The sequence below is a fragment of the Pseudomonas sp. ENNP23 genome, from assembly GCF_001728945.1.
GTDB lineage: Bacteria > Pseudomonadota > Gammaproteobacteria > Pseudomonadales > Pseudomonadaceae > Metapseudomonas > Metapseudomonas otitidis.
This window is the reverse complement of record NZ_LYSP01000009.1, coordinates 81,894-99,970: the sequence shown is the minus strand read 5'-3', so window position 1 is coordinate 99,970 and position 18,077 is coordinate 81,894. Positions and strand designations below refer to the sequence as shown.

18 protein-coding genes are annotated in these 18,077 nt (G+C 63.6%); all 18 read right to left on the bottom strand.

Going from position 1 to position 18,077, the window contains the following annotated elements:
• Positions 1 to 23 precede the first annotated feature (23 nt).
• Positions 24 to 2,345 (bottom strand): chemotaxis protein CheA, encoded by a 2,322-nt coding sequence (locus A9G05_RS07550; protein WP_069560383.1) that lies wholly within the window; start codon positions 2,343 to 2,345, stop codon positions 24 to 26.
• 12 nt (positions 2,346 to 2,357) lie between these two features.
• On the bottom strand, positions 2,358 to 3,143 hold the full coding sequence (locus tag A9G05_RS07545; protein WP_069560382.1) for a protein phosphatase CheZ: 786 nt from the start codon (positions 3,141 to 3,143) through the stop codon (positions 2,358 to 2,360).
• A 19-nt stretch (positions 3,144 to 3,162) separates the two neighbouring features.
• Positions 3,163 to 3,537, bottom strand: coding sequence for a chemotaxis response regulator CheY (locus A9G05_RS07540; protein ID WP_003083073.1), 375 nt, complete (start codon positions 3,535 to 3,537; stop codon positions 3,163 to 3,165).
• Between the two features lie 82 nt (positions 3,538 to 3,619).
• A complete protein-coding gene (gene fliA / locus A9G05_RS07535; RefSeq protein ID WP_044408109.1) occupies positions 3,620 to 4,366 on the bottom strand; it encodes an RNA polymerase sigma factor FliA in 747 nt (248 codons plus the stop codon).
• Positions 4,363 to 5,196: a flagellar synthesis regulator FleN gene (gene fleN / locus A9G05_RS07530; protein ID WP_069560381.1), complete on the bottom strand. Its 834-nt coding sequence runs from the start codon at positions 5,194 to 5,196 to the stop codon at positions 4,363 to 4,365. Before fleN ends, fliA begins: the two co-directional genes overlap by 4 nt.
• Before the next feature lie 75 nt (positions 5,197 to 5,271).
• Positions 5,272 to 6,618 (bottom strand): flagellar biosynthesis protein FlhF, encoded by a 1,347-nt coding sequence (flhF, locus tag A9G05_RS07525; RefSeq protein ID WP_069560380.1) that lies wholly within the window; start codon positions 6,616 to 6,618, stop codon positions 5,272 to 5,274.
• Between the two features lie 15 nt (positions 6,619 to 6,633).
• Positions 6,634 to 8,757 (bottom strand): flagellar biosynthesis protein FlhA, encoded by a 2,124-nt coding sequence (gene flhA / locus A9G05_RS07520; protein ID WP_069560420.1) that lies wholly within the window; start codon positions 8,755 to 8,757, stop codon positions 6,634 to 6,636.
• Between the two features lie 152 nt (positions 8,758 to 8,909).
• Entirely contained in the window at positions 8,910 to 10,046 is a 1,137-nt protein-coding gene (gene flhB / locus A9G05_RS07515) for a flagellar biosynthesis protein FlhB (RefSeq protein WP_069560379.1), read from the bottom strand.
• 60 nt (positions 10,047 to 10,106) lie between these two features.
• A complete protein-coding gene (gene fliR, locus A9G05_RS07510; protein ID WP_069560378.1) occupies positions 10,107 to 10,883 on the bottom strand; it encodes a flagellar biosynthetic protein FliR in 777 nt (258 codons plus the stop codon).
• Position 10,884: 1 nt separating this feature from the next.
• Positions 10,885 to 11,154, bottom strand: a complete 270-nt coding sequence (gene fliQ, locus A9G05_RS07505; RefSeq protein WP_069560377.1) for a flagellar biosynthesis protein FliQ — start codon at positions 11,152 to 11,154, stop codon at positions 10,885 to 10,887.
• Positions 11,155 to 11,156: 2 nt separating this feature from the next.
• Entirely contained in the window at positions 11,157 to 11,912 is a 756-nt protein-coding gene (gene fliP / locus A9G05_RS07500; protein WP_069560376.1) for a flagellar type III secretion system pore protein FliP, read from the bottom strand.
• A complete protein-coding gene (gene fliO, locus A9G05_RS07495; RefSeq protein ID WP_069560375.1) occupies positions 11,912 to 12,376 on the bottom strand; it encodes a flagellar biosynthetic protein FliO in 465 nt (154 codons plus the stop codon). Before fliO ends, fliP begins: the two co-directional genes overlap by 1 nt.
• A 2-nt stretch (positions 12,377 to 12,378) precedes the next feature.
• Positions 12,379 to 12,855 carry a flagellar motor switch protein FliN gene (fliN, locus tag A9G05_RS07490; RefSeq protein ID WP_069560374.1) on the bottom strand — a complete coding sequence of 159 codons (477 nt, stop codon included), beginning with the start codon at positions 12,853 to 12,855 and terminating at the stop codon, positions 12,379 to 12,381.
• Between the two features lie 39 nt (positions 12,856 to 12,894).
• Positions 12,895 to 13,866 (bottom strand): flagellar motor switch protein FliM, encoded by a 972-nt coding sequence (gene fliM, locus A9G05_RS07485; protein WP_069560373.1) that lies wholly within the window; start codon positions 13,864 to 13,866, stop codon positions 12,895 to 12,897.
• A gap of 12 nt (positions 13,867 to 13,878) precedes the next feature.
• Entirely contained in the window at positions 13,879 to 14,403 is a 525-nt protein-coding gene (gene fliL, locus A9G05_RS07480; RefSeq protein WP_069560372.1) for a flagellar basal body-associated protein FliL, read from the bottom strand.
• A 189-nt stretch (positions 14,404 to 14,592) separates the two neighbouring features.
• Positions 14,593 to 15,927, bottom strand: a complete 1,335-nt coding sequence (locus tag A9G05_RS07475; RefSeq protein ID WP_069560371.1) for a flagellar hook-length control protein FliK — start codon at positions 15,925 to 15,927, stop codon at positions 14,593 to 14,595.
• A gap of 65 nt (positions 15,928 to 15,992) precedes the next feature.
• Positions 15,993 to 16,346 (bottom strand): Hpt domain-containing protein, encoded by a 354-nt coding sequence (locus A9G05_RS07470; protein ID WP_069560370.1) that lies wholly within the window; start codon positions 16,344 to 16,346, stop codon positions 15,993 to 15,995.
• A gap of 31 nt (positions 16,347 to 16,377) precedes the next feature.
• Positions 16,378 to 18,072: a fused response regulator/phosphatase gene (locus A9G05_RS07465; protein ID WP_139131099.1), complete on the bottom strand. Its 1,695-nt coding sequence runs from the start codon at positions 18,070 to 18,072 to the stop codon at positions 16,378 to 16,380.
• Between the last annotated feature and the right edge of the window lie 5 nt (positions 18,073 to 18,077).

The window sequence follows — 18,077 nt, the reverse complement described above, 5'->3', positions numbered from 1 at the left end:
CCCCCAACGGGCCGCCTAAACGATCAACCGCGGCGCGCGTAGCGCTTGAGCATGCTCGGTACGTCGAGGATGAGGGCGATTCGCCCATCGCCGGTAATGGTGGCACCGGACATGCCGGGCGTCCCCTGCAACATCTTGCCAAGCGGCTTGATCACCACCTCTTCCTGGCCGACCAGTTGGTCCACCACGAAGCCGATGCGCTGGGTCCCCACGGAGAGGATCACCACATGTCCTTCGCCCTGCTCCTCGTATGAAGCACCACGAACCAGCCAGCGCTTGAGGTAGAACAGCGGCAGGGCCTTGTCGCGGACGATCACCACTTCCTGGCCATCCACGACATTGGTGCGGGACAGGTCGAGGTGGAAGATCTCGTTGACGTTGACCAGCGGGAAGGCGAAGGCCTGATTGCCCAGCATCACCATCAGCGTAGGCATGATTGCCAGGGTCAGTGGCACCTTGATGACGATCTTGGAGCCTTGCCCTTTCTGCGAGAACACGTTAACCGTGCCGTTGAGCTGGGAAATCTTGGTCTTCACCACGTCCATGCCGACACCACGGCCGGATACGTCGGAAATCTCGGTCTTGGTCGAGAAGCCCGGAGCGAAGATCAGGTTGTAGCACTCCAGTTCGGTCAGGCGGTCGGCAGCATCCTTGTCCAGCAGGCCCTTCTCGACGGCTTTGGCACGAAGGATGTTCGCGTCCATGCCCTTGCCGTCGTCGGTGATCATCAGGAGGATGTGGTCACCTTCCTGCTCGGCGGACAACACGACACGACCGGTACGCGCCTTGCCGGCGGCCTCGCGCTCCTCGGGCGTTTCGATGCCATGGTCCACGGCGTTGCGCACCAAGTGGACCAACGGGTCGGCGAGCGCCTCGACGAGGTTCTTGTCGAGGTCGGTTTCTTCACCCACCAGTTCGAGGTTGATCTCTTTCTTCAGGTTGCGAGCCAGATCACGAACAAGACGCGGGAAACGCCCGAAGACCTTCTTGATGGGCTGCATGCGGGTCTTCATGACCGCTGTTTGCAGGTCAGCGGTCACCACGTCGAGGTTCGACACGGCCTTGGCCATGGTCTCGTCACCACTGTTGGCACCGAGGCGCACCAGGCGGTTACGCACCAGTACCAGCTCGCCCACCATGTTCATGATCTCGTCGAGGCGAGCGGTGTCCACCCGTACGGTGGTCTCGGCCTCGCTGGCTGCGGCAGGCGCAGCCTTGTCCCCGGTAGCCGCCGGCGCAACAGGACGGGCAGCTGCAACGGCGGGTTTGGCAGGTTCGGGCTTGGCTGCGGGCTTGGCCGGCTCGGGTGCTTTCGCAGTCGCTGCGGCCGCAGGCTTGGCAGCTGCAGCAGCGGGCTTGGCAGGCGCTGCAGGCTTGTTGGCCGGAGCAGGCGAAGCGGCTGGCGCTTCTGCAACGAACTTGCCCTTGCCATGAAGCTGATCCAGCAAAGCCTCAAACTCGTCATCGGTGATGTTGTCACCACCCGGTGCGGCCGGTGCCGATGCCTCAGGCTCAGGCACTGCGACAGCCGGTGCTACGGCCTCCACAGCAGGCGCGACAAACTTGCCCTTGCCATGAAGCTGGTCCAGCAGGGCCTCGAATTCGTCATCGGTGATGTCGTCCCCCCCTGTCGGAGCAGGGGGTGGGGCAACCGGCTCGGGAGCCTTGGACGCACTGGCAGTCGGTTCAGCATCCCCGACGAACTTGCCCTTGCCGTGGAGCTGATCCAGAAGAGCCTCGAACTCGTCATCGGTGATGTCATCCGACGAGGCGACTCCGCCATTGGCAGCAGCTTCGGCAGCCGAACCGGCAGGCTCGTCCAGTGCCGTCAACAGTTGCTCGAACTCGCTATCGGTAATATCACCCGATGCCTGAACGACAGGTGCTTCCGCCTCTGGCTCGGGTTCGGGTTCGAAGGCCTCGGCAACCGGCTCAGGCTCGGGCGCTTCAGCTCCTGCGGGCTCGGCCAGACGAGACAATGCCGCCAGCAGTTCAGGCGTGGCGGGCGTCGGCTCGGAGCGCTCGCGCACCTGGCTGAACATCTCGTTAACGGTATCCAGCGCCTGGAGCACCACATCCATCAGCTCGGCATCGACTCGACGCGCACCCTTGCGGAGGATGTCGAACACGTTTTCGGCGATGTGGCAGCATTCCACGAGGGCGTTTAGCTGGAGGAAACCAGCTCCGCCCTTGACCGTGTGGAAACCCCGGAAAATGGCATTGAGCAGATCCATATCGTCCGGGCGGCTCTCCAGCTCAACGAGCTGTTCGGACAATTGCTCCAGTATTTCGCCGGCCTCTACCAGGAAGTCCTGGAGGATTTCTTCATCGGCGTCGAAGCTCATTAGGCGGCTCCCCTAGAAACCAAGGCTGGATAACAGATCATCGACGTCGACCTGGTCGGCCACGACGTCATCACGCTTATCGGCATTGATCTGCGGACCTTCACCCCTAGATGGATCTTTTAGTTTTTCTTTCTCGACAGCCATTGCTTCGCGGTCATGCTGGATGCCTGCGAAACGGTCCACGTCACTGGCCATCAGCACCAGTTTCACCAGATTGTGCTCAACTTCGGTCACCAACTGCGTGACACGCTTGATCACTTGCCCAGTCAGGTCCTGATAGTCCTGTGCCAGCAGGATGTCGTTCATATGGGAGGATAGCTGCTCGGTATCGCGCTGGCTGCGCGCCAGGAACGATTCGATGCGCTTGGCAAGCTCCCGGAACGCATCCGCTCCGATCTCACGCCGCATGAAACGACCCCACTCCTCGGAAAGACTCTGAGCTTCATCGCCCAGGCCGTTGAGCAGCGGTGCACTCTCCTCCACCAGATCCATGGTGCGGTTGGCCGCCTTCTCCGTCATGTGCACGACGTAGGAGAGGCGATCCGTCGCATCCGCGATCTGGGACATTTCCTTGGCGTGCGGCAGGTGCGGATCGATCTGGAAGTTGACGATCGCGTTGTGCAGCTCGCGGGTGAGCTTGCCGACTTCCTGGTACAAGCCGCGATCGCGGACCTTGTTCAGTTCGTGGATCAGTTGCACCGCATCGCCGAAGTTGCCCCGTTCAAGGGTTTCCACCAGCTCGCGTGCATGATTTTTCAGGGTCGACTCGAGGTCTCCCGACTGGGAATCTTTATCCATGGCGTCCTCGCGACTGGCATCAGCCGTTGACCCGCTCGAAGATCTTTTCAATCTTCTCTTTGAGCACCTGGGCCGTGAACGGCTTGACCACGTACCCGTTCACGCCGGCCTGGGCGGCTTCGATGATCTGATCGCGCTTGGCCTCGGCGGTCACCATCAGCACCGGCAGATGCTTCAGGCGCTCGTCGGCACGCACGGCACGCAGCAGGTCGATGCCGGTCATGCCGGGCATGTTCCAGTCGGTAACCAGAAAATCGAAGTTACCGCTATGCAGCATCGGCAAGGCGGTCGTGCCGTCGTCGGCCTCTGCGGTGTTGGTGAAGCCCAAATCACGCAGGAGGTTCTTGATGATGCGTCTCATCGTAGAGAAATCGTCCACGATGAGGATTTTCATGTTCTTGTCCAAATCGACCTCCGTACAGTCCTGAACGCCCCCGGGTCACGGGGGCGTCGTTAAATCGAAAAACCGGTATGCTTCAGGCACGCCACTCACCCAGCCGGGCCCGCAAACGCGCGGCGCACTGGCTGTGCAACTGACTGACTCGGGATTCACTGACTCCCAGCACTTCACCGATTTCCTTCAAATTCAGCTCTTCGTCGTAATACAGCGCCAGCACCAGGCGCTCTCGTTCCGGCAGATTGGCGATGGCATCGGCCAGCGCCGCCTGGAAGCGCTCGTCTTCCAGGTCATTCGAAGGTTCGAGATGGGTGACTCCGGTGTCTTCGTGCGCCGTGCCATGCTCCCCGCCTTCCAGAAGGTCGTCGAAGCTGAACAGCCGGCTGCCCAAAGTGTCGCTCAGGATGCCGTAGTAATCTTCGAGACTCAATCCAAGTTCGGCCGCAACCTCCTGATCTTTAGCGTCACGTCCGGTTCTTGCCTCGACTTTGCGGATGGCGTCGCTGACCATCCGGGTGTTGCGGTGGACCGAGCGCGGCGCCCAGTCACCCTTGCGGACCTCGTCCAGCATCGCACCGCGGATACGGATGCCGGCGTAGGTCTCAAAACTTGCGCCTTTGCTGGAGTCATACTTCTTCGACGCTTCCAGCAGGCCGATCATCCCTGCCTGCATGAGGTCTTCAACCTGCACGTTCGCCGGTAGGCGCGCCAGCAGGTGGTAGGCAATCCGCTTGACCAGAGGCGCGTAGCGCTCGATCAGCTGGTGCTGGGAGTCCCCAGCCTGAGCCTTGTTGTACATGCGAAGTCCACTTGCGGGTGGTGTCATACGGTCGAATCCGCGATGGGTTGCTGCACCAGTCGCTCGACGAAGAACTCAAGATGGCCGCGTGGATTCGCCGGTAACGGCCAACTGTCGACCTTCTGAGCAATCGCCTTGAAAGCAAGGGCACATTTCGAACGCGGAAACGCTTCGTAAACCGCTCGCTGCTTCTGCACCGCCTTGCGCACGGACTCGTCGTAGGGCACGGCACCGACGTACTGCAGGGCAACATCGAGGAAACGATCGGTCACCTTGGTCAGCTTAGCAAAGAGGTTGCGACCTTCCTGCGGGCTGTGGGCCATATTGGCCAGCACCCGGAAACGGCTCATGCCGAAGTCGCGATTGAGCAGCTTGATCAGCGCGTAGGCGTCGGTGATGGACGTGGGCTCGTCGCAAACGACCACGATCACTTCCTGCGCTGCACGAACGAAGCTGACAACCGCATCGCCGATGCCGGCGGCGGTATCGATCACCAGCACGTCCAGGTTGTCGCTGATCTCGCTGAAAGCCTGAATCAGGCCGGCGTGCTGCATGGGCGAGAGCTGGACCATGCTTTGCGTACCGGACGCCGCCGGCACGATGCGGACCCCCCCCGGCCCCTGCAGCAGCACGTCACGCAGATCGCACTCGCCTGCGATCACGTCCGCCAGGGTACGCTTCGGCGTCAGCCCGAGCAGCACATCGACGTTGGCCAGGCCGAGGTCGGCGTCCAGCAGCATCACGCGGCGCCCCAGGTCGGCCAGCGCCAGCGAGAGGTTCACGGACACGTTGGTCTTGCCGACACCGCCCTTGCCACCGGTTACAGCAATCACCTGTACGGGATGCAAACTACCCATTTATCACACACCTTGTTCACGTCGACTGGGCCACTTGGCGCATTCACGCCACCCGTCCCGGGCGGCTTCGGGTTTCTATCCAACCTGGCGAGTAGGCGCCTGGTACAAACCTGCGAACAGGTCGGCCATGGCTTCCTCGCTGGGGTCCTCCGGCGCCTGAAGGCTCACTGCACGGCTCACCAGTTGGTGGCTGCGCGGAAGCTGGAGGTCATCCGGAATCCGAGGCCCATCAGCGAGATAGGCTACCGGCAGATGCTGGCCGATAGCCAGTCCCAACACTTCGCCCAGGCTCGCGGCTTCATCGAGCTTGGTCAGGATGCAGCCCGAAAGGCCACACCGCTTGTAACTATGGTAGGCCGCTTTCAGCACCTGGCTTTGACTGGTTGCAGCCAAAACGAGGAAATTGCGCGCTTTCACGCTGCGACTGGCCAATGTCTCGAGCTGCATTTTAAGCGCCGGATCGTTCGCCGGCAGCCCCGCCGTATCAATCAACACCACTCGTTTGCGTTCAAGGGGGGCGAGGGCCTGGGTCAGCGACTGGCCCGGATCGACGTGAGTGACGGACACACCGAGGATGCGGCCCAGGGTCTTCAACTGTTCCTGGGCACCGATCCGGTAGCTGTCCATGCTCACGAGAGCAATCTGCTGGGCACCGTACTTAAGCACATAGCGGGCGGCCAGTTTGGCCAGGGTGGTGGTCTTGCCCATGCCGGCAGGGCCGACCAAGGCGATCACGCCGCCCTCTTCCAACGGTTCCTCGACAGGGGTGCGGATGGCGTGGGCCAGATGAGCCAGCACCATGCGCCAGGCCTGGCGCGGATCCTTGACGCTGCTGACGCGCTCCAGCAACGCGCGGGACAGTTCGACCGGCAGCCCCATCCGCTGCAGGCGGCGCCACAGGTTGGCCTGCTGCGGGCGGCGGTTCTGCATCTGGCTCCAGGCGATGGAGCCGAGCTGGACTTCGATCAGCTCGCGCAGCCCGTTGAGTTCGAAACGCATGGCATCCAGCGCGCGCTGGTCGGCCACTGGCGCAGCAGCCGGGGTGACCGGAACGGCTGCGACGGCTGCCGGTGCCACGACAGGACGAGTCGGACGCATGGCGGCCTCAAGGGCCTCGGGTGAGGGCTCGGAGCGATCCGGGACCAGTTGCCGGTTGCGCCCCGAATCCGCGCGAGCGGCGCGATTGGACAGCTCGGCATGGGCCTCGGCGATGCGTGCCTGAGTGCGGCGCAGCTCCGCTTCCAGGGCCGGGTTCGGCTTGCTGGGGGCCGGTGCAGGCATGGGGTAGTCGAGCGCAGCCGTGATCTCGACACCACCGGCCACGCGCCGGGTACCGATGATGGAAGCATCGGCGCCCAGTTCGTCCCGCACCAGTTTCATGGCCTGGCGCATATCCGCAGCGAAGAAGCGTTTGACCTGCATGGCCTGTGACCTCGGTTAGTTCTGCCCCACAGTCGCAACTATGGTGACCTGCTTGTTGTCCGGTATTTCCTGGTAGGCCAGTACGCTCATGGTGGGTACAGCCAGCCGGGCGAAGCGCGACATCATGGATCGGATCGGGCCTGCCACCAGGAGGATCGCCGGCTTGCCGAGCATCTCCTGGCGCTGCGCCGCGTCCACCAGGGAACGTTGCAGCTTCTCGGCCATGCCCGGTTCGAGGAGGATGCCATCCTCCGCGCCCTGACCGGCCTTCTGCATACTGTTCAGCAAAATCTGTTCCAACCTGGGCTCCAGGGTGATCACAGGCAGCTCCGGCTCTAGTCCCACAATGCCTTGGACGATTGCGCGAGAAAGTGCGACGCGAACCGCTGCCACCATAGCGGCGGGATCTTGACTCTTCGGCGCCACGTTCGCGATGGCTTCGGCAATGGTGCGGATGTCGCGTACCGGCACCTGTTCCTGCAGCAGGTTCTGCAGCACCTTGAGCAGCGTCGACAGGGATACCAGGCCCGGCACCAGCTCCTCAGCCAGCTTCGGCGAGCTCTTGGCCAGCAGTTGCATGAGCTGCTGGACCTCTTCGTGCCCCAGCAGCTCGTGGGCATGCTTGTGCAGGATCTGGTTGAGGTGGGTGGCCACCACCGTGCTCGCATCCACTACCGTGTAACCCAGGGATTGCGCCTGGTCGCGCTGGCTGGCATCGATCCAGACGGCCTCCAGGCCAAACGCCGGATCCTTGGCGGCAATGCCGTTGAGCGTGCCGAATACCTGGCCAGGATTGATCGCCAACTCGCGATCCGGGTAGACCTCCGCTTCCGCCACGCTCACGCCCATCAGCGTCAGCCGATAGGCGTTGGGCAGCAGGTCGAGGTTGTCGCGGATATGCACCGACGGCATGAGGAAGCCCATCTCCTGGGAGAGCTTCTTGCGCACACCCTTGATCCGCGCCAGCAACTGGCCGCCCTGGTTGCGGTCCACCAGCGGGATCAGCCGGTAGCCAACCTCCAGCCCCACCATGTCCACTGGGGTGACGTCGTCCCAACCCAGCTCCTTGGTTTCCTGAGGACGCTGGGCCGGCAGCAGCTCCTGCTGACGCTGAACCTCCTGGGCCGCCGCTTCCTGGGCCTTTTTCGACTTGTGCCAGATCCACCAGGCACCGCCGGCACAAATCGCCCCCAGACCGATGAACGAGACATGCGGCATACCCGGCACCAAGCCCATCGCAACAAGGATGGCCGCGGAAACGGCCAGCGCCTTGGGCGAGGTGAACATCTGGCGATTGACCTGCTGGCCCATGTCTTCGGAGCTGGACACGCGGGTCACCATGATCGCCGCAGCAGTAGAGAGCAGCAGCGAGGGGATCTGCGCCACCAGGCCGTCACCGATGGTCAGCAGCGAATAGATGCGCCCGGCCTCGCCGAAGGTCAGCCCATGCTGGACGATACCGATGGCCATTCCGCCGATGAGGTTGATGAACAGGATCAGCAGCCCGGCAATGGCATCGCCACGCACGAACTTGCTGGCGCCGTCCATGGAGCCGTAGAAGTCCGCCTCCTGAGACACCTCGGCACGGCGCTTCTTGGCCTCGTTCTGGTCGATCAGGCCGGCATTGAGGTCAGCGTCGATAGCCATCTGCTTGCCCGGCATCGCGTCCAGGGTGAAGCGCGCACTCACTTCGGAGATGCGCCCGGCACCCTTGGTGACCACCACGAAGTTGATGATCATCAAGATCGCGAAGATCACCGCACCAACCACGTAGTTGCCGCCGATCACCACCTCACCGAAGGCCTGGATCACCTTGCCCGCCGCGTCATGCCCCTCCTGACCATGCAGCAGCACCACACGACTGGAGGCCACGTTGAGCGCCAGGCGCAACAAGGTGGCAACCAGCAGGATGGTGGGGAAGACCGCGAAGTCCAGCGGGCGCAGCGCATAGACACTGACCAGCAGGACGACGATGGACAGCGCGATGTTGAACGTGAAGAACACGTCCAGCAGGAAGGGCGGCACCGGCAGGGTCATCATCCCCAGCATCACCAGCACCAGCAGCGGCACCCCCAGGTTGCCCCGGGAGAGGCTGGCGACGTTGCCGCGCAGGTTGCCCATCAGTTGCGTGCGATCCACATCGAGGTCCTCGAGCACTGGCGGGCAAGCCTGCCCAGCCATTCAAAATCTTGACGCGCGAAGCCGCGCACAAGCACTGGTGCAAGAACCCTTCCAACTTCGTGAAACCCTGGCAGAACAGCGCGTTATGGCGACGCGAACAGGTTCGCGACCTATTCGTCGCGCCGCAGATCGGCAGGGATGGGCGGCTCGGACAGCGGCGGCGGTCGCTTGGCCTTGCCCGCCCGGAACTGCTTGAGCTGGTAGACGTATGCCAGCACCTGGGCAACCGCCAGGTAGAGACCTGCCGGAATCTCGTGGTCCAGCTCGGTGGAATAGAACACCGCCCGCGCCAGTGCCGGCGATTCCAGGACGGTGACCTTGTGCTCCTGGGCGATCTCGCGAATCTTCAGCGCGGTGAAATCGTTGCCCTTGGCCAGCAATACCGGCGCGGTGCCCTTGGCGGGGTCGTACTTGAGCGCCACGGCGAAGTGGGTCGGGTTGGTGATGACCACGTCGGCCTGGGGCACAGCCGCCATCATGCGGCGCTCGGCCATCTCCCGCTGCATGCGGCGGATGCGCGCCTTTACCTCGGGCTTACCCTCGGAGTCCTTGTATTCGTCGCGGACCTCCTGCTTGGTCATCATCAGCTTCTGCTTGTTGTCCCAGAGCTGGAAAGGCACGTCGATCCCAGCGATGAGGATCAACCCGCAGGCCAGCCAGACCGCACTCCAGCCCACCACGTAAACGCTGTGCAGGATGGCCTGGTCCAGCGGCTCATGGGCGATTGCCAGCAGATCGTCGGCATCGGCAGAGAGCACCATGAGCGCCACTATCAGCACCAGCGCGAACTTGCCCAGGGCCTTGAGCAACTCCACCAGCGCGTGAGTGGAAAACATGCGCTTGAGACCGGACAACGGGTTCATCCGGCTGAACTTGGGCGCCATCGCCTCCAGAGAGAACAGCCAGCCCCCAAGTGCCGTCGGTGCTGCGAGGGAGATGATCAGCAGAGTCACCATCAGCGGCATCGTCGCTGAGAGCGCCATCTGCCCGGCATGCAAGAGGAACAGGCCCATGCTGCGCTCGTCCAGCAACACCTCGCGGGAGAAGTCGAAGCTGCTGCGCATCATCTTCATCATCATGTCCGCCAGCCCCCCACCGGTGGCCAGCAGCCCCCCTGCCCCACCCAGGGTAATGGCCAGGGTGTTCAGCTCCCGGGATCGAGCGATCTGCCCCTTCTCGCGTGCCTCCTGCTGGCGTTTCGCTGTGGGTTCTTCGCTCTTGTCCGCCCCGCTCTCACTCTCCGCCATGGCGCACCTCGGCAGCAGGCCCGGTTGACCGACCGGGACGGGTAGTGGGTTGAAGGAGCATCAGCGCGCCCTCACCAGCTCGCGCAGCAGTTGCAGTGCGTCGGTAGCCAGCACCTGGTACTGGGACAGGATGTCGGCCATGCCGATCCAGATGATCACCAGGCCCATGGCCACAGTGAGCGGAAAACCGATGGAGAAGATGTTCAACTGCGGCGCGGCGCGGGTCATCACGCCGAAGGCGATGTTCACCACCAGCAGCGCCGTGATCGCCGGCAATGCCAGCAGAAGGCCAGCCCCCAGCACCCAGCCCAACCGCGTGGCCAGCTCCCAGAAGTGTGCGGTCATCAGCCCCCCACCCACCGGCAGGGTCACGAAGCTCTCGGCCAGCACCTCGAAGACCACCAGATGGCCGTTCATGGCCAGGAACAGCAGCGTCACCAGCATGGTGAAGAACTGGCCGATGACCGGCACCGACACCCCGTTGGTGGGGTCGACCATGGAAGCAAAGCCCAGACCCATCTGTACCGCCAGGATCTGGCCGGCCACCACGAAGGCGTGGAAGAACAACTGCAGGGCAAAGCCCATCACAGCCCCGATCAGTACCTGCTCCAGCACCAACAGGAAGGCCCGCAGGCTTATGGCATCCAACTCGGGCATCGGCGGCAGGTTGGGTGCCAGCACCACGGTGATGGCGAGGGCGAGGTAGAGCCGCACGCGATTCGGCACCAACTGGGTCCCGAACAGCGGCATGGTCATCAACAAGGAAGCGATGCGGAACAGCGGCAGCACCAGGCTGGCGACCCAGCCACCGATCTGCGAGGAGGTAAGCTCCAGCATCTCAGCCGATCAGCATGGGGATGTTGTGGTAGAGCGTGGTGATGTACTCCATCAGCTCACGGGTCAGCCAAGGGCCGGCCACCATCAACGTCAACAGCATCACCAGCAGGCGCGGCAGGAAGCTCAGAGTCTGTTCGTTGATCTGGGTCGCGGCCTGGAACATCGCCACGATCAGGCCCACCACCAGGCTCGGCACCACCAGGATTCCGACGATGACGCAGGTCAGCCACAGCGCCTCGCGGAACAGGTCGACGGCAATCTCGGGTGTCATCGCTAGACGCCTCCGAAGCTTCCGGCCAGGGTGCCGATGATCAGCGCCCAGCCATCCACCAGCACGAACAGCATGATCTTGAACGGCAACGAGATGATCAGCGGCGAGAGCATCATCATGCCCATCGCCATCAACACGCTCGCCACCACCAGGTCGATGATCAGGAACGGAATGAAGATCATGAAGCCGATCTGGAACGCGGTCTTCAGCTCGGACGTGACGAAAGCCGGCACCAGAATGGTCAACGGCGTGGCGTCGGCGCTGGGGATGTCGGTGCGCTTGGACAGCCGCACGAACAGCTCCAGGTCACTGGAGCGGGTTTGCGCCAGCATGAAGTTCTTCACCGGTACTTCGGCCCGCTTGATCGCCTCTTGGGCCGGCAGTTGCCCATTCAGGTAAGGCTGCAAGGCATCGCGGTTCACCTGATCGAACACCGGCGCCATGATGAACATCGTCAGGAACAGCGCCATCCCCGTGAGGATCTGGTTCGACGGGGTCTGCTGCAGACCCAGCGCCTGGCGAAGGATGGAGAAGACGATGATGATCCGGGTGAAGCTGGTCATCAGCATGACGAACGCCGGAATGAAACTCAGCGCCGTCATGATCAGCAGGATCTGCAGGCTGACCGAGTACTCCTGCTGACCCTGGGCGTCGGTGGTCAGGGTGATGGCAGAGACCGACAACGGGTCGTCGGCGCCCAGCGCAAAGGGGGCTGCCACCGCCAGCAGCAGGGCGAGGAGGATGCGCCAGAAGGCCATCAGTGCTTGTCCTTGTCCTTGCCCAACAACTCCATCAAGCGCTGGGCGAATTCGGGCTGGGCAGGTTGCGAGTCAGGCAGATGCACCGGCTCCTTGAGCACATGGAGCGGGGTGATACGGCCCGGCGTGAGCCCGAGCAGAACCTGCTCGTTGCCTACCTGGACCAGCACCAGCCGATCCCGCGGGCTGAGGGCCTGGCTGGCGATCAGGCGGATCGCCCGGTCACTGCCGCGCGGCCCCATCTGCTGCACCCGGCGCAACAACCAGGCGAGCAGGAAGATCACGCCCACTACCAGCAGCAAGCCCAGAGTGAGCTGGCCGAGCTGAGCGGCCACACCGCTGCCGCCGGCCACCGCAGACGCGACCGTGGCACTGGCCGCAGCAGGCACCTGGACGACCGCTGCCGGCTCGGCGGCCAAAGCGACCGTCGGCGCGAAGATGAGAGCGAGCAGTAGGCGGCCCATGGTCAGCGCAGTTTCTTGATGCGTTCGCTGGGGCTGATCACGTCGGTCAGGCGGATGCCGAACTTCTCGTTCACCACCACCACCTCGCCGTGAGCGATCAGGGTGCCGTTGACCAGCACGTCCAGCGGCTCACCGGCCAGACGGTCCAGCTCGATCACCGAGCCCTGGTTCAACTGCAACAGGTTGCGGATGGTGATGTCGGTATTGCCCACTTCCATGGAGATGGATACGGGAATATCGAGGATCACATCCAGGTTCGGGCCATCCAGGCTCACCGGCGCGTTGGAACGCGGCACGCTGCCGAACTCCTCCATGGGCGCACGGGGGTTGGCAGCAGGGGCCTCCGGGGCGGCGCCCTGGTTCATCAGTGCGTCGATATCGTCCTGGCCGGGGCTTTCGCCGGCCTCCTCCAGCGCGGCCGCCCACTCGTCGGCAAGCGCCTGTTCCTCGGGCGTGGTGTTTTCTTCTTCGTCTGCCATCTCGACCTCTTGGGCTTACGTAATGAGAGCGACCGTCCGTCAGCGGGGACGGTCGATAGGATCCAGTATCTGCAGCGACAGGTTGCCCTTGTGGGCCCCCAGCTTGGCCTTGAAGGCCGGCACGCCGTTGGCGCGCATGATCATGTACTCGGGCATGTCCACCGGGATCACGTCCCCCGGCTGCATGTGCAGGATGTCCCGCAGGCGCAACTGACGGCGCACCACGGTGGCGGCCACCGGCACGCTGACATCGAGGATGTCTTCGCGCAGGGCCTTGATCCAGCGCTCGTCCTGGTCGTCGACGTCGGACTGGAAGCCGGCATCGAGCATCTCGCGGATCGGCTCGATCATCGAATAGGGCATGGTGATGTGCAGGTCACCGCCGCCGCCGTCCAGCTCGATGTGGAAGGTGGACACCACCACCACTTCGCTGGGACTGACGATATTGGCGAGTGCCGGGTTCACCTCGGAGTTGATGTACTCGAAGTGCACGTCCATCACCGCATGCCAGGCCTCCTTCAAGTCGACGAAGGCCTGGTCGATGACCATGCGCACGACCCGCAGTTCAGTCGGGGTGAATTCGCGGCCTTCGATCTTGGCGTGGCGGCCATCGCCGCCGAAGAAGTTGTCCACCAGCTTGAACACCAGCTTGGCGTCGAGGATGAACAGCCCGGTGCCACGCAACGGCTTCATCTTCACCAGGTTGAGGCTGGTGGGGACGTACAAGGAGTGAACGTACTCGCCGAACTTCATCACCTGCACGCCACCCACGGCAACGTCGGCGGAGCGGCGCAGCAGGTTGAACATGCTGATACGGGTGTAACGGGCGAAGCGCTCGTTGATCATTTCGAGGGTGGGCATGCGCCCGCGAACGATTCGGTCCTGGCTGGTCAGGTCATAGCTTTTGACACTGCCAGGCTCGGCGTCGCTCTCGGTCTCTACGAGGCCATCGTCGACGCCGTGCAACAGGGCATCGATCTCGTCCTGGGAAAGGAGGTCTTGTACAGCCATGGTTGAACCCGCCTACTGCAATACGAAATTGGTGAACAGGACCTGCTCGATCACGACCTTCCCGGTTTCCTGCTTGGCAAGTTCCTGGACGGTCGCGGTGGCCTGCTGGCGCAGCATTTCCTTGCCCACGGCAGTCACCAGGCTGTCGAAGTTCTGGCCGGAAAAGAGCATGACGAGCTTGTTGCGCAGCACCGGCATGTGAACTTTCAGGGCGTCCATCTCACCCTTGTCGCGGGCCATCAGCGCCAAGCTGACCTGCATGTAACGCTGCCGGCCGTTCTGGTTGAAGTTGACCACGAAGGCGGGGGCCAGCGGCTCGTAGATGGCCATTTTCTTGACCGGAGCAGCTTGCTCGGCGGCCGCCTCCTCCTTCTTGCCCTCGTCCTTCTTGTCCCCGCCCTTGCTGAGGAAGAACCAGGTGGCTCCGACGGAAAGCCCGATCGCCAGCAACAGCGCCACCACGATCAGGATGATCAGTTTGAGCTTGCTCTTGCCCGCCGGCTTCTCTTCCCCGGCCGCTGCTTCTTTCTTCGCCATGCCAATATTCCGTCGCTGAGCGGCTTTCCGTCCGCATTCAATGGGTTGTGAGCAAGTGCTATGCCAGGCTCTCAACAATCGCGCTGGGTATACCAGTGTCGCCCGCGCCTGTCATCCAAGAAAAAGCGCCCGGTACGTTCTCGTACCGGGCGCTCTAAGTCTAGAACAGGACGGCGTCGGCTCGACGGATCAGGCGTAGTAGTCCACCAGCCCCCGGGCGACGCCGACCGCAGCAGGTCGCAGTTCGCTGACGCCTGCCAGCGTTTCGTCATCGCCGGAACCGCCCAGCAAGCCGCCATTGCCATTGCCGCCGCCACGCCGCTCACCCTCGCCACCCTGCTGGCCCTGCCAACTGCGTGCCAGGGACTGGTCGGAGACGTTGACGTCAAGCTGGGTCATGCCCTGCTGGTTGAACATGTCGCGCAGGCGGTGCATCTGCCCTTCCAGCGCATCCCGCACGCCGGCGTTGGGGCTGGCGAAGGTGACCTGGGTCTGGTCCTGGTTCACATGGATGCGCACCTCCAGCCGCCCCAGTTCCTGCGGGTCGAGCTGGATCTCGGCGGACTTCAGATTCTGGCTGGACAGCCACATCACCCGATCCACTACGGCTTCGCTCCAGCCGTTCTGGTTGATGGCCACCGGTTGGCCGGGCACCACGGCCGGGGCTCGCTGGGCCATGGCCGATTGCTGGGTCACGGCCTGGTTGAGGGCATTCAGGCGGCTGTCCAGCACCTCACTGCGGATCTCCGCCTTGTTCTCGCCGAGCCCCTTAGCCAGTTGTTCGGAGAGCTCACCGGCTGGCAGCTCGGCCTCGGGCAGCGTCTCGCTCACCTCGGCATCCTTCTCGGAGAAGGCTGCCATGGCGCTGGCGAAGTTATGGCTGCCGCTGGCGGAATTCTGGCTGTTCACTGTGGCAGTGGTGGCCGCCTGGACCGGGTCGCCCTCAGTGCTGGCCTGCAGTGTCTGAGGCAGGCCGACAACCCCCTGGAGCGGGTCGGCTTCCTCTGCCGCGGACTGGACTGCCTGGGCCTGGGCCGTCGCAAGCGGCGTGGTCACCACCAGCGCCGGCACTTCGGGCTGCACCTCGGCCGGCTGTACCTGCGGCTCGGCGGGCACTGGCGGCGTCTGGCCGTTCATGGCCATCAGCAGCAGCGGATCGAGCGTCGAACTGCCGTCGCTGGACGTGGTATCCGTCGAATCGTCGCTGGCGGTGGTGACGGCTGCATCCGACGGCAAGGCGTTGCCGCTATCGGCAACGGTGGTCGGCTTGTCTGCCGGTGCGGCAGCCGGTTTGTCGGCTGGCTCTTCATTCTTGCGGTTGTCGACGGGCTTGTCCCGTGCCTGCTTGGGCGCGGGTTCACTTCGTTCTGCAGGCTTGGCTTGCCGTTCCTTCGCATACATCTGGGCGAAGCTGGGAGCCCCGCCGTTGCTGGGCTCGGGCGTCCTCACCTGGGACTTTGCCGCCTGAAAGTTCGGCTTCACCTCAGGCTTGGCCTGCAGAAGCATATCGGGGGCAACGGGCATGGGCACTCTCCGCTGGGGGTTGGATTCGTGCCTGGGCATTTGCAAGTGGCGGGCCAAGTCCGCCGTCAGAGACGGTACCGCTGCCGCTCGGAGCGCATGAGGATGCGCACGATGGCGAATTCACGTTCGATCTGCTCCACCAGCGAGGGCACTTCGTCGAGTTGCTCACGACGCCCAGCTTCTTCCAATTGCTTGCACAGCGACGACAGCAAGGGCGCCCCCATGTTGCTGCAGCTGCCCTTGAAGCTGTGAGCCGCCAGGCGCAGCCCCTGGGCGTCACCTTGGTCGCAGGCCTGGTGCAGCAGGCGCAGTCGCTCCTCGGAGTCCACCAGGAAGGTATCCAGCAAGACGGGATACTCGTCCTCCATGACCTCCTGCAAGGCAGCGAGCACAGTGGTATCGATATGCAGATCAGACAACCCGGTTACCCCCGGTAGAACACAGTGAACATCAGGATGGGCGCGGCCAGACGAACTCCACGCGAATGCCCTTGCCATCCTCCGGCAAGTCGCAGCGTGCGGCAAGCTGCCTGACGAGATTCAGGCCGCGCCCGCTGAGCAGCACCTTGCCGCCCTGGGCGGCAGGCAATTGCCGTGCGTCGAATCCCTTGCCGCTGTCCTCCACCTGGATGCGCAGGCGACCGCCCTCTCCCTCTGGCATCAATGCCAGGTGGATGCGCACATGCCCCTCCTCCAACCGCTCCAGGCGGGCGCTGCGCTCGCGGTAGTACTCGGCGAACCCCTTGGCATCACGCTTGAGGGCGGAGTCCAACCCCAGCACGCCGTGCTCCAGGGCATTGGAATACAGCTCCGCCAGCACGGTGTACAGCGCGCCGCCCTGCTCCCTGAGCCCCTGCACTTCCAGTAGCAGTTGCAACAGGAACGGCAACGGATTGAAGCGTTTGAGCGTCTGGGCGCGGAATTCGAAGCTGGCCGACCACTCCAGGGGGCTGAGCTGGCCACTGTCGGTGAAGTCCAGTTGCGGCCATTGTTCCAGGCCGTCCACCACGCCGACTTCGATCATGCTGACGTCGTCCTGGGCCTCACCACTGAACGCTGTCAGGGACTGCTGGATGGCATCGAACAGGTGCTCGGAGCGTCGGCAACGGGCGAACACCCCCTTCAACCGCTCGTCGCCGTACAGCTCACCGGCCTCGTTACGCGTCTCCAGCACGCCGTCGGACCAGAGGAAGATGCGATCCCCCGGTTCCACGGGGTAGACCTCATAGGCCGCATCGAATGCTGCCGGCTCCAGTACGCCCAGCGGCAGGTGCCGGGACACCAGCGGCACCACGCTGCCATCGGCGCTGCGATGCAGGTAGCCCTCCGGCAGGCCACCGTTCCACACCTCCAGGACCCGCTGCTGGAAACTGAGGTTCAGCAATGTGGCGCAGCAGAACACGCCCACCGGCAGGATGCGCTTCAGCTTGGCGTTCATCTCGCGGAGGATGTCGGACATGGCATAGCCCTTGGCTGTCATGCCGTAGAACACTTCGGCGAGGGGCATCGCCCCGATGGCCGCCGGCAAGCCGTGGCCGGTGAAGTCACCCAGCAGCACATGCATGCCGCCCGAGGGCTTGAAGGCGGCCAGCAGCAGATCGCCGTTGAACAGCGCATAGGGCGACTGCAGGTAGCGGATGTTCTTGGCCTTGAGGCAGCCGGAGTGGGCCACCTTGTCGAACACCGCCTTGGCCACCCGCTGCTCGTTCAGCAGGTGTTCATGGTGCCGCGCGATCAGGTCGCGCTGGTGCAGCACCGTCTCCTGCAGGCGGCGCAGGCGGTCCATGGCGTTGATCTTGGCTTCGAGGATGACCCGGTTGTAGGGCTTGGCGAGAAAGTCGTCGCCGCCGGCCTCCAGGCAACGCACCAGGGCCTCGTTCTCGGTCAGGGAGGTGAGGAAGATGATCGGAACCAGTTCCTCCCCCGCCAATTGCTTGATGCGCCGCGCGGCTTCGAAACCGTCCATCTCCGGCATCAGCGCATCCATCAGCACCAGGTTCGGCCGCTCCTGCTGGAACAGCACCACCGCCTCCACGCCGTTGCCGGCAGTCAGGGCGCGATGCCCCTGGCGGCTGACAATGGTGGACAGCAGCATGCGGTCGGCCGCGTTGTCCTCGGCGATGAGGATCGACAGACGGCCAGGCACAGGCA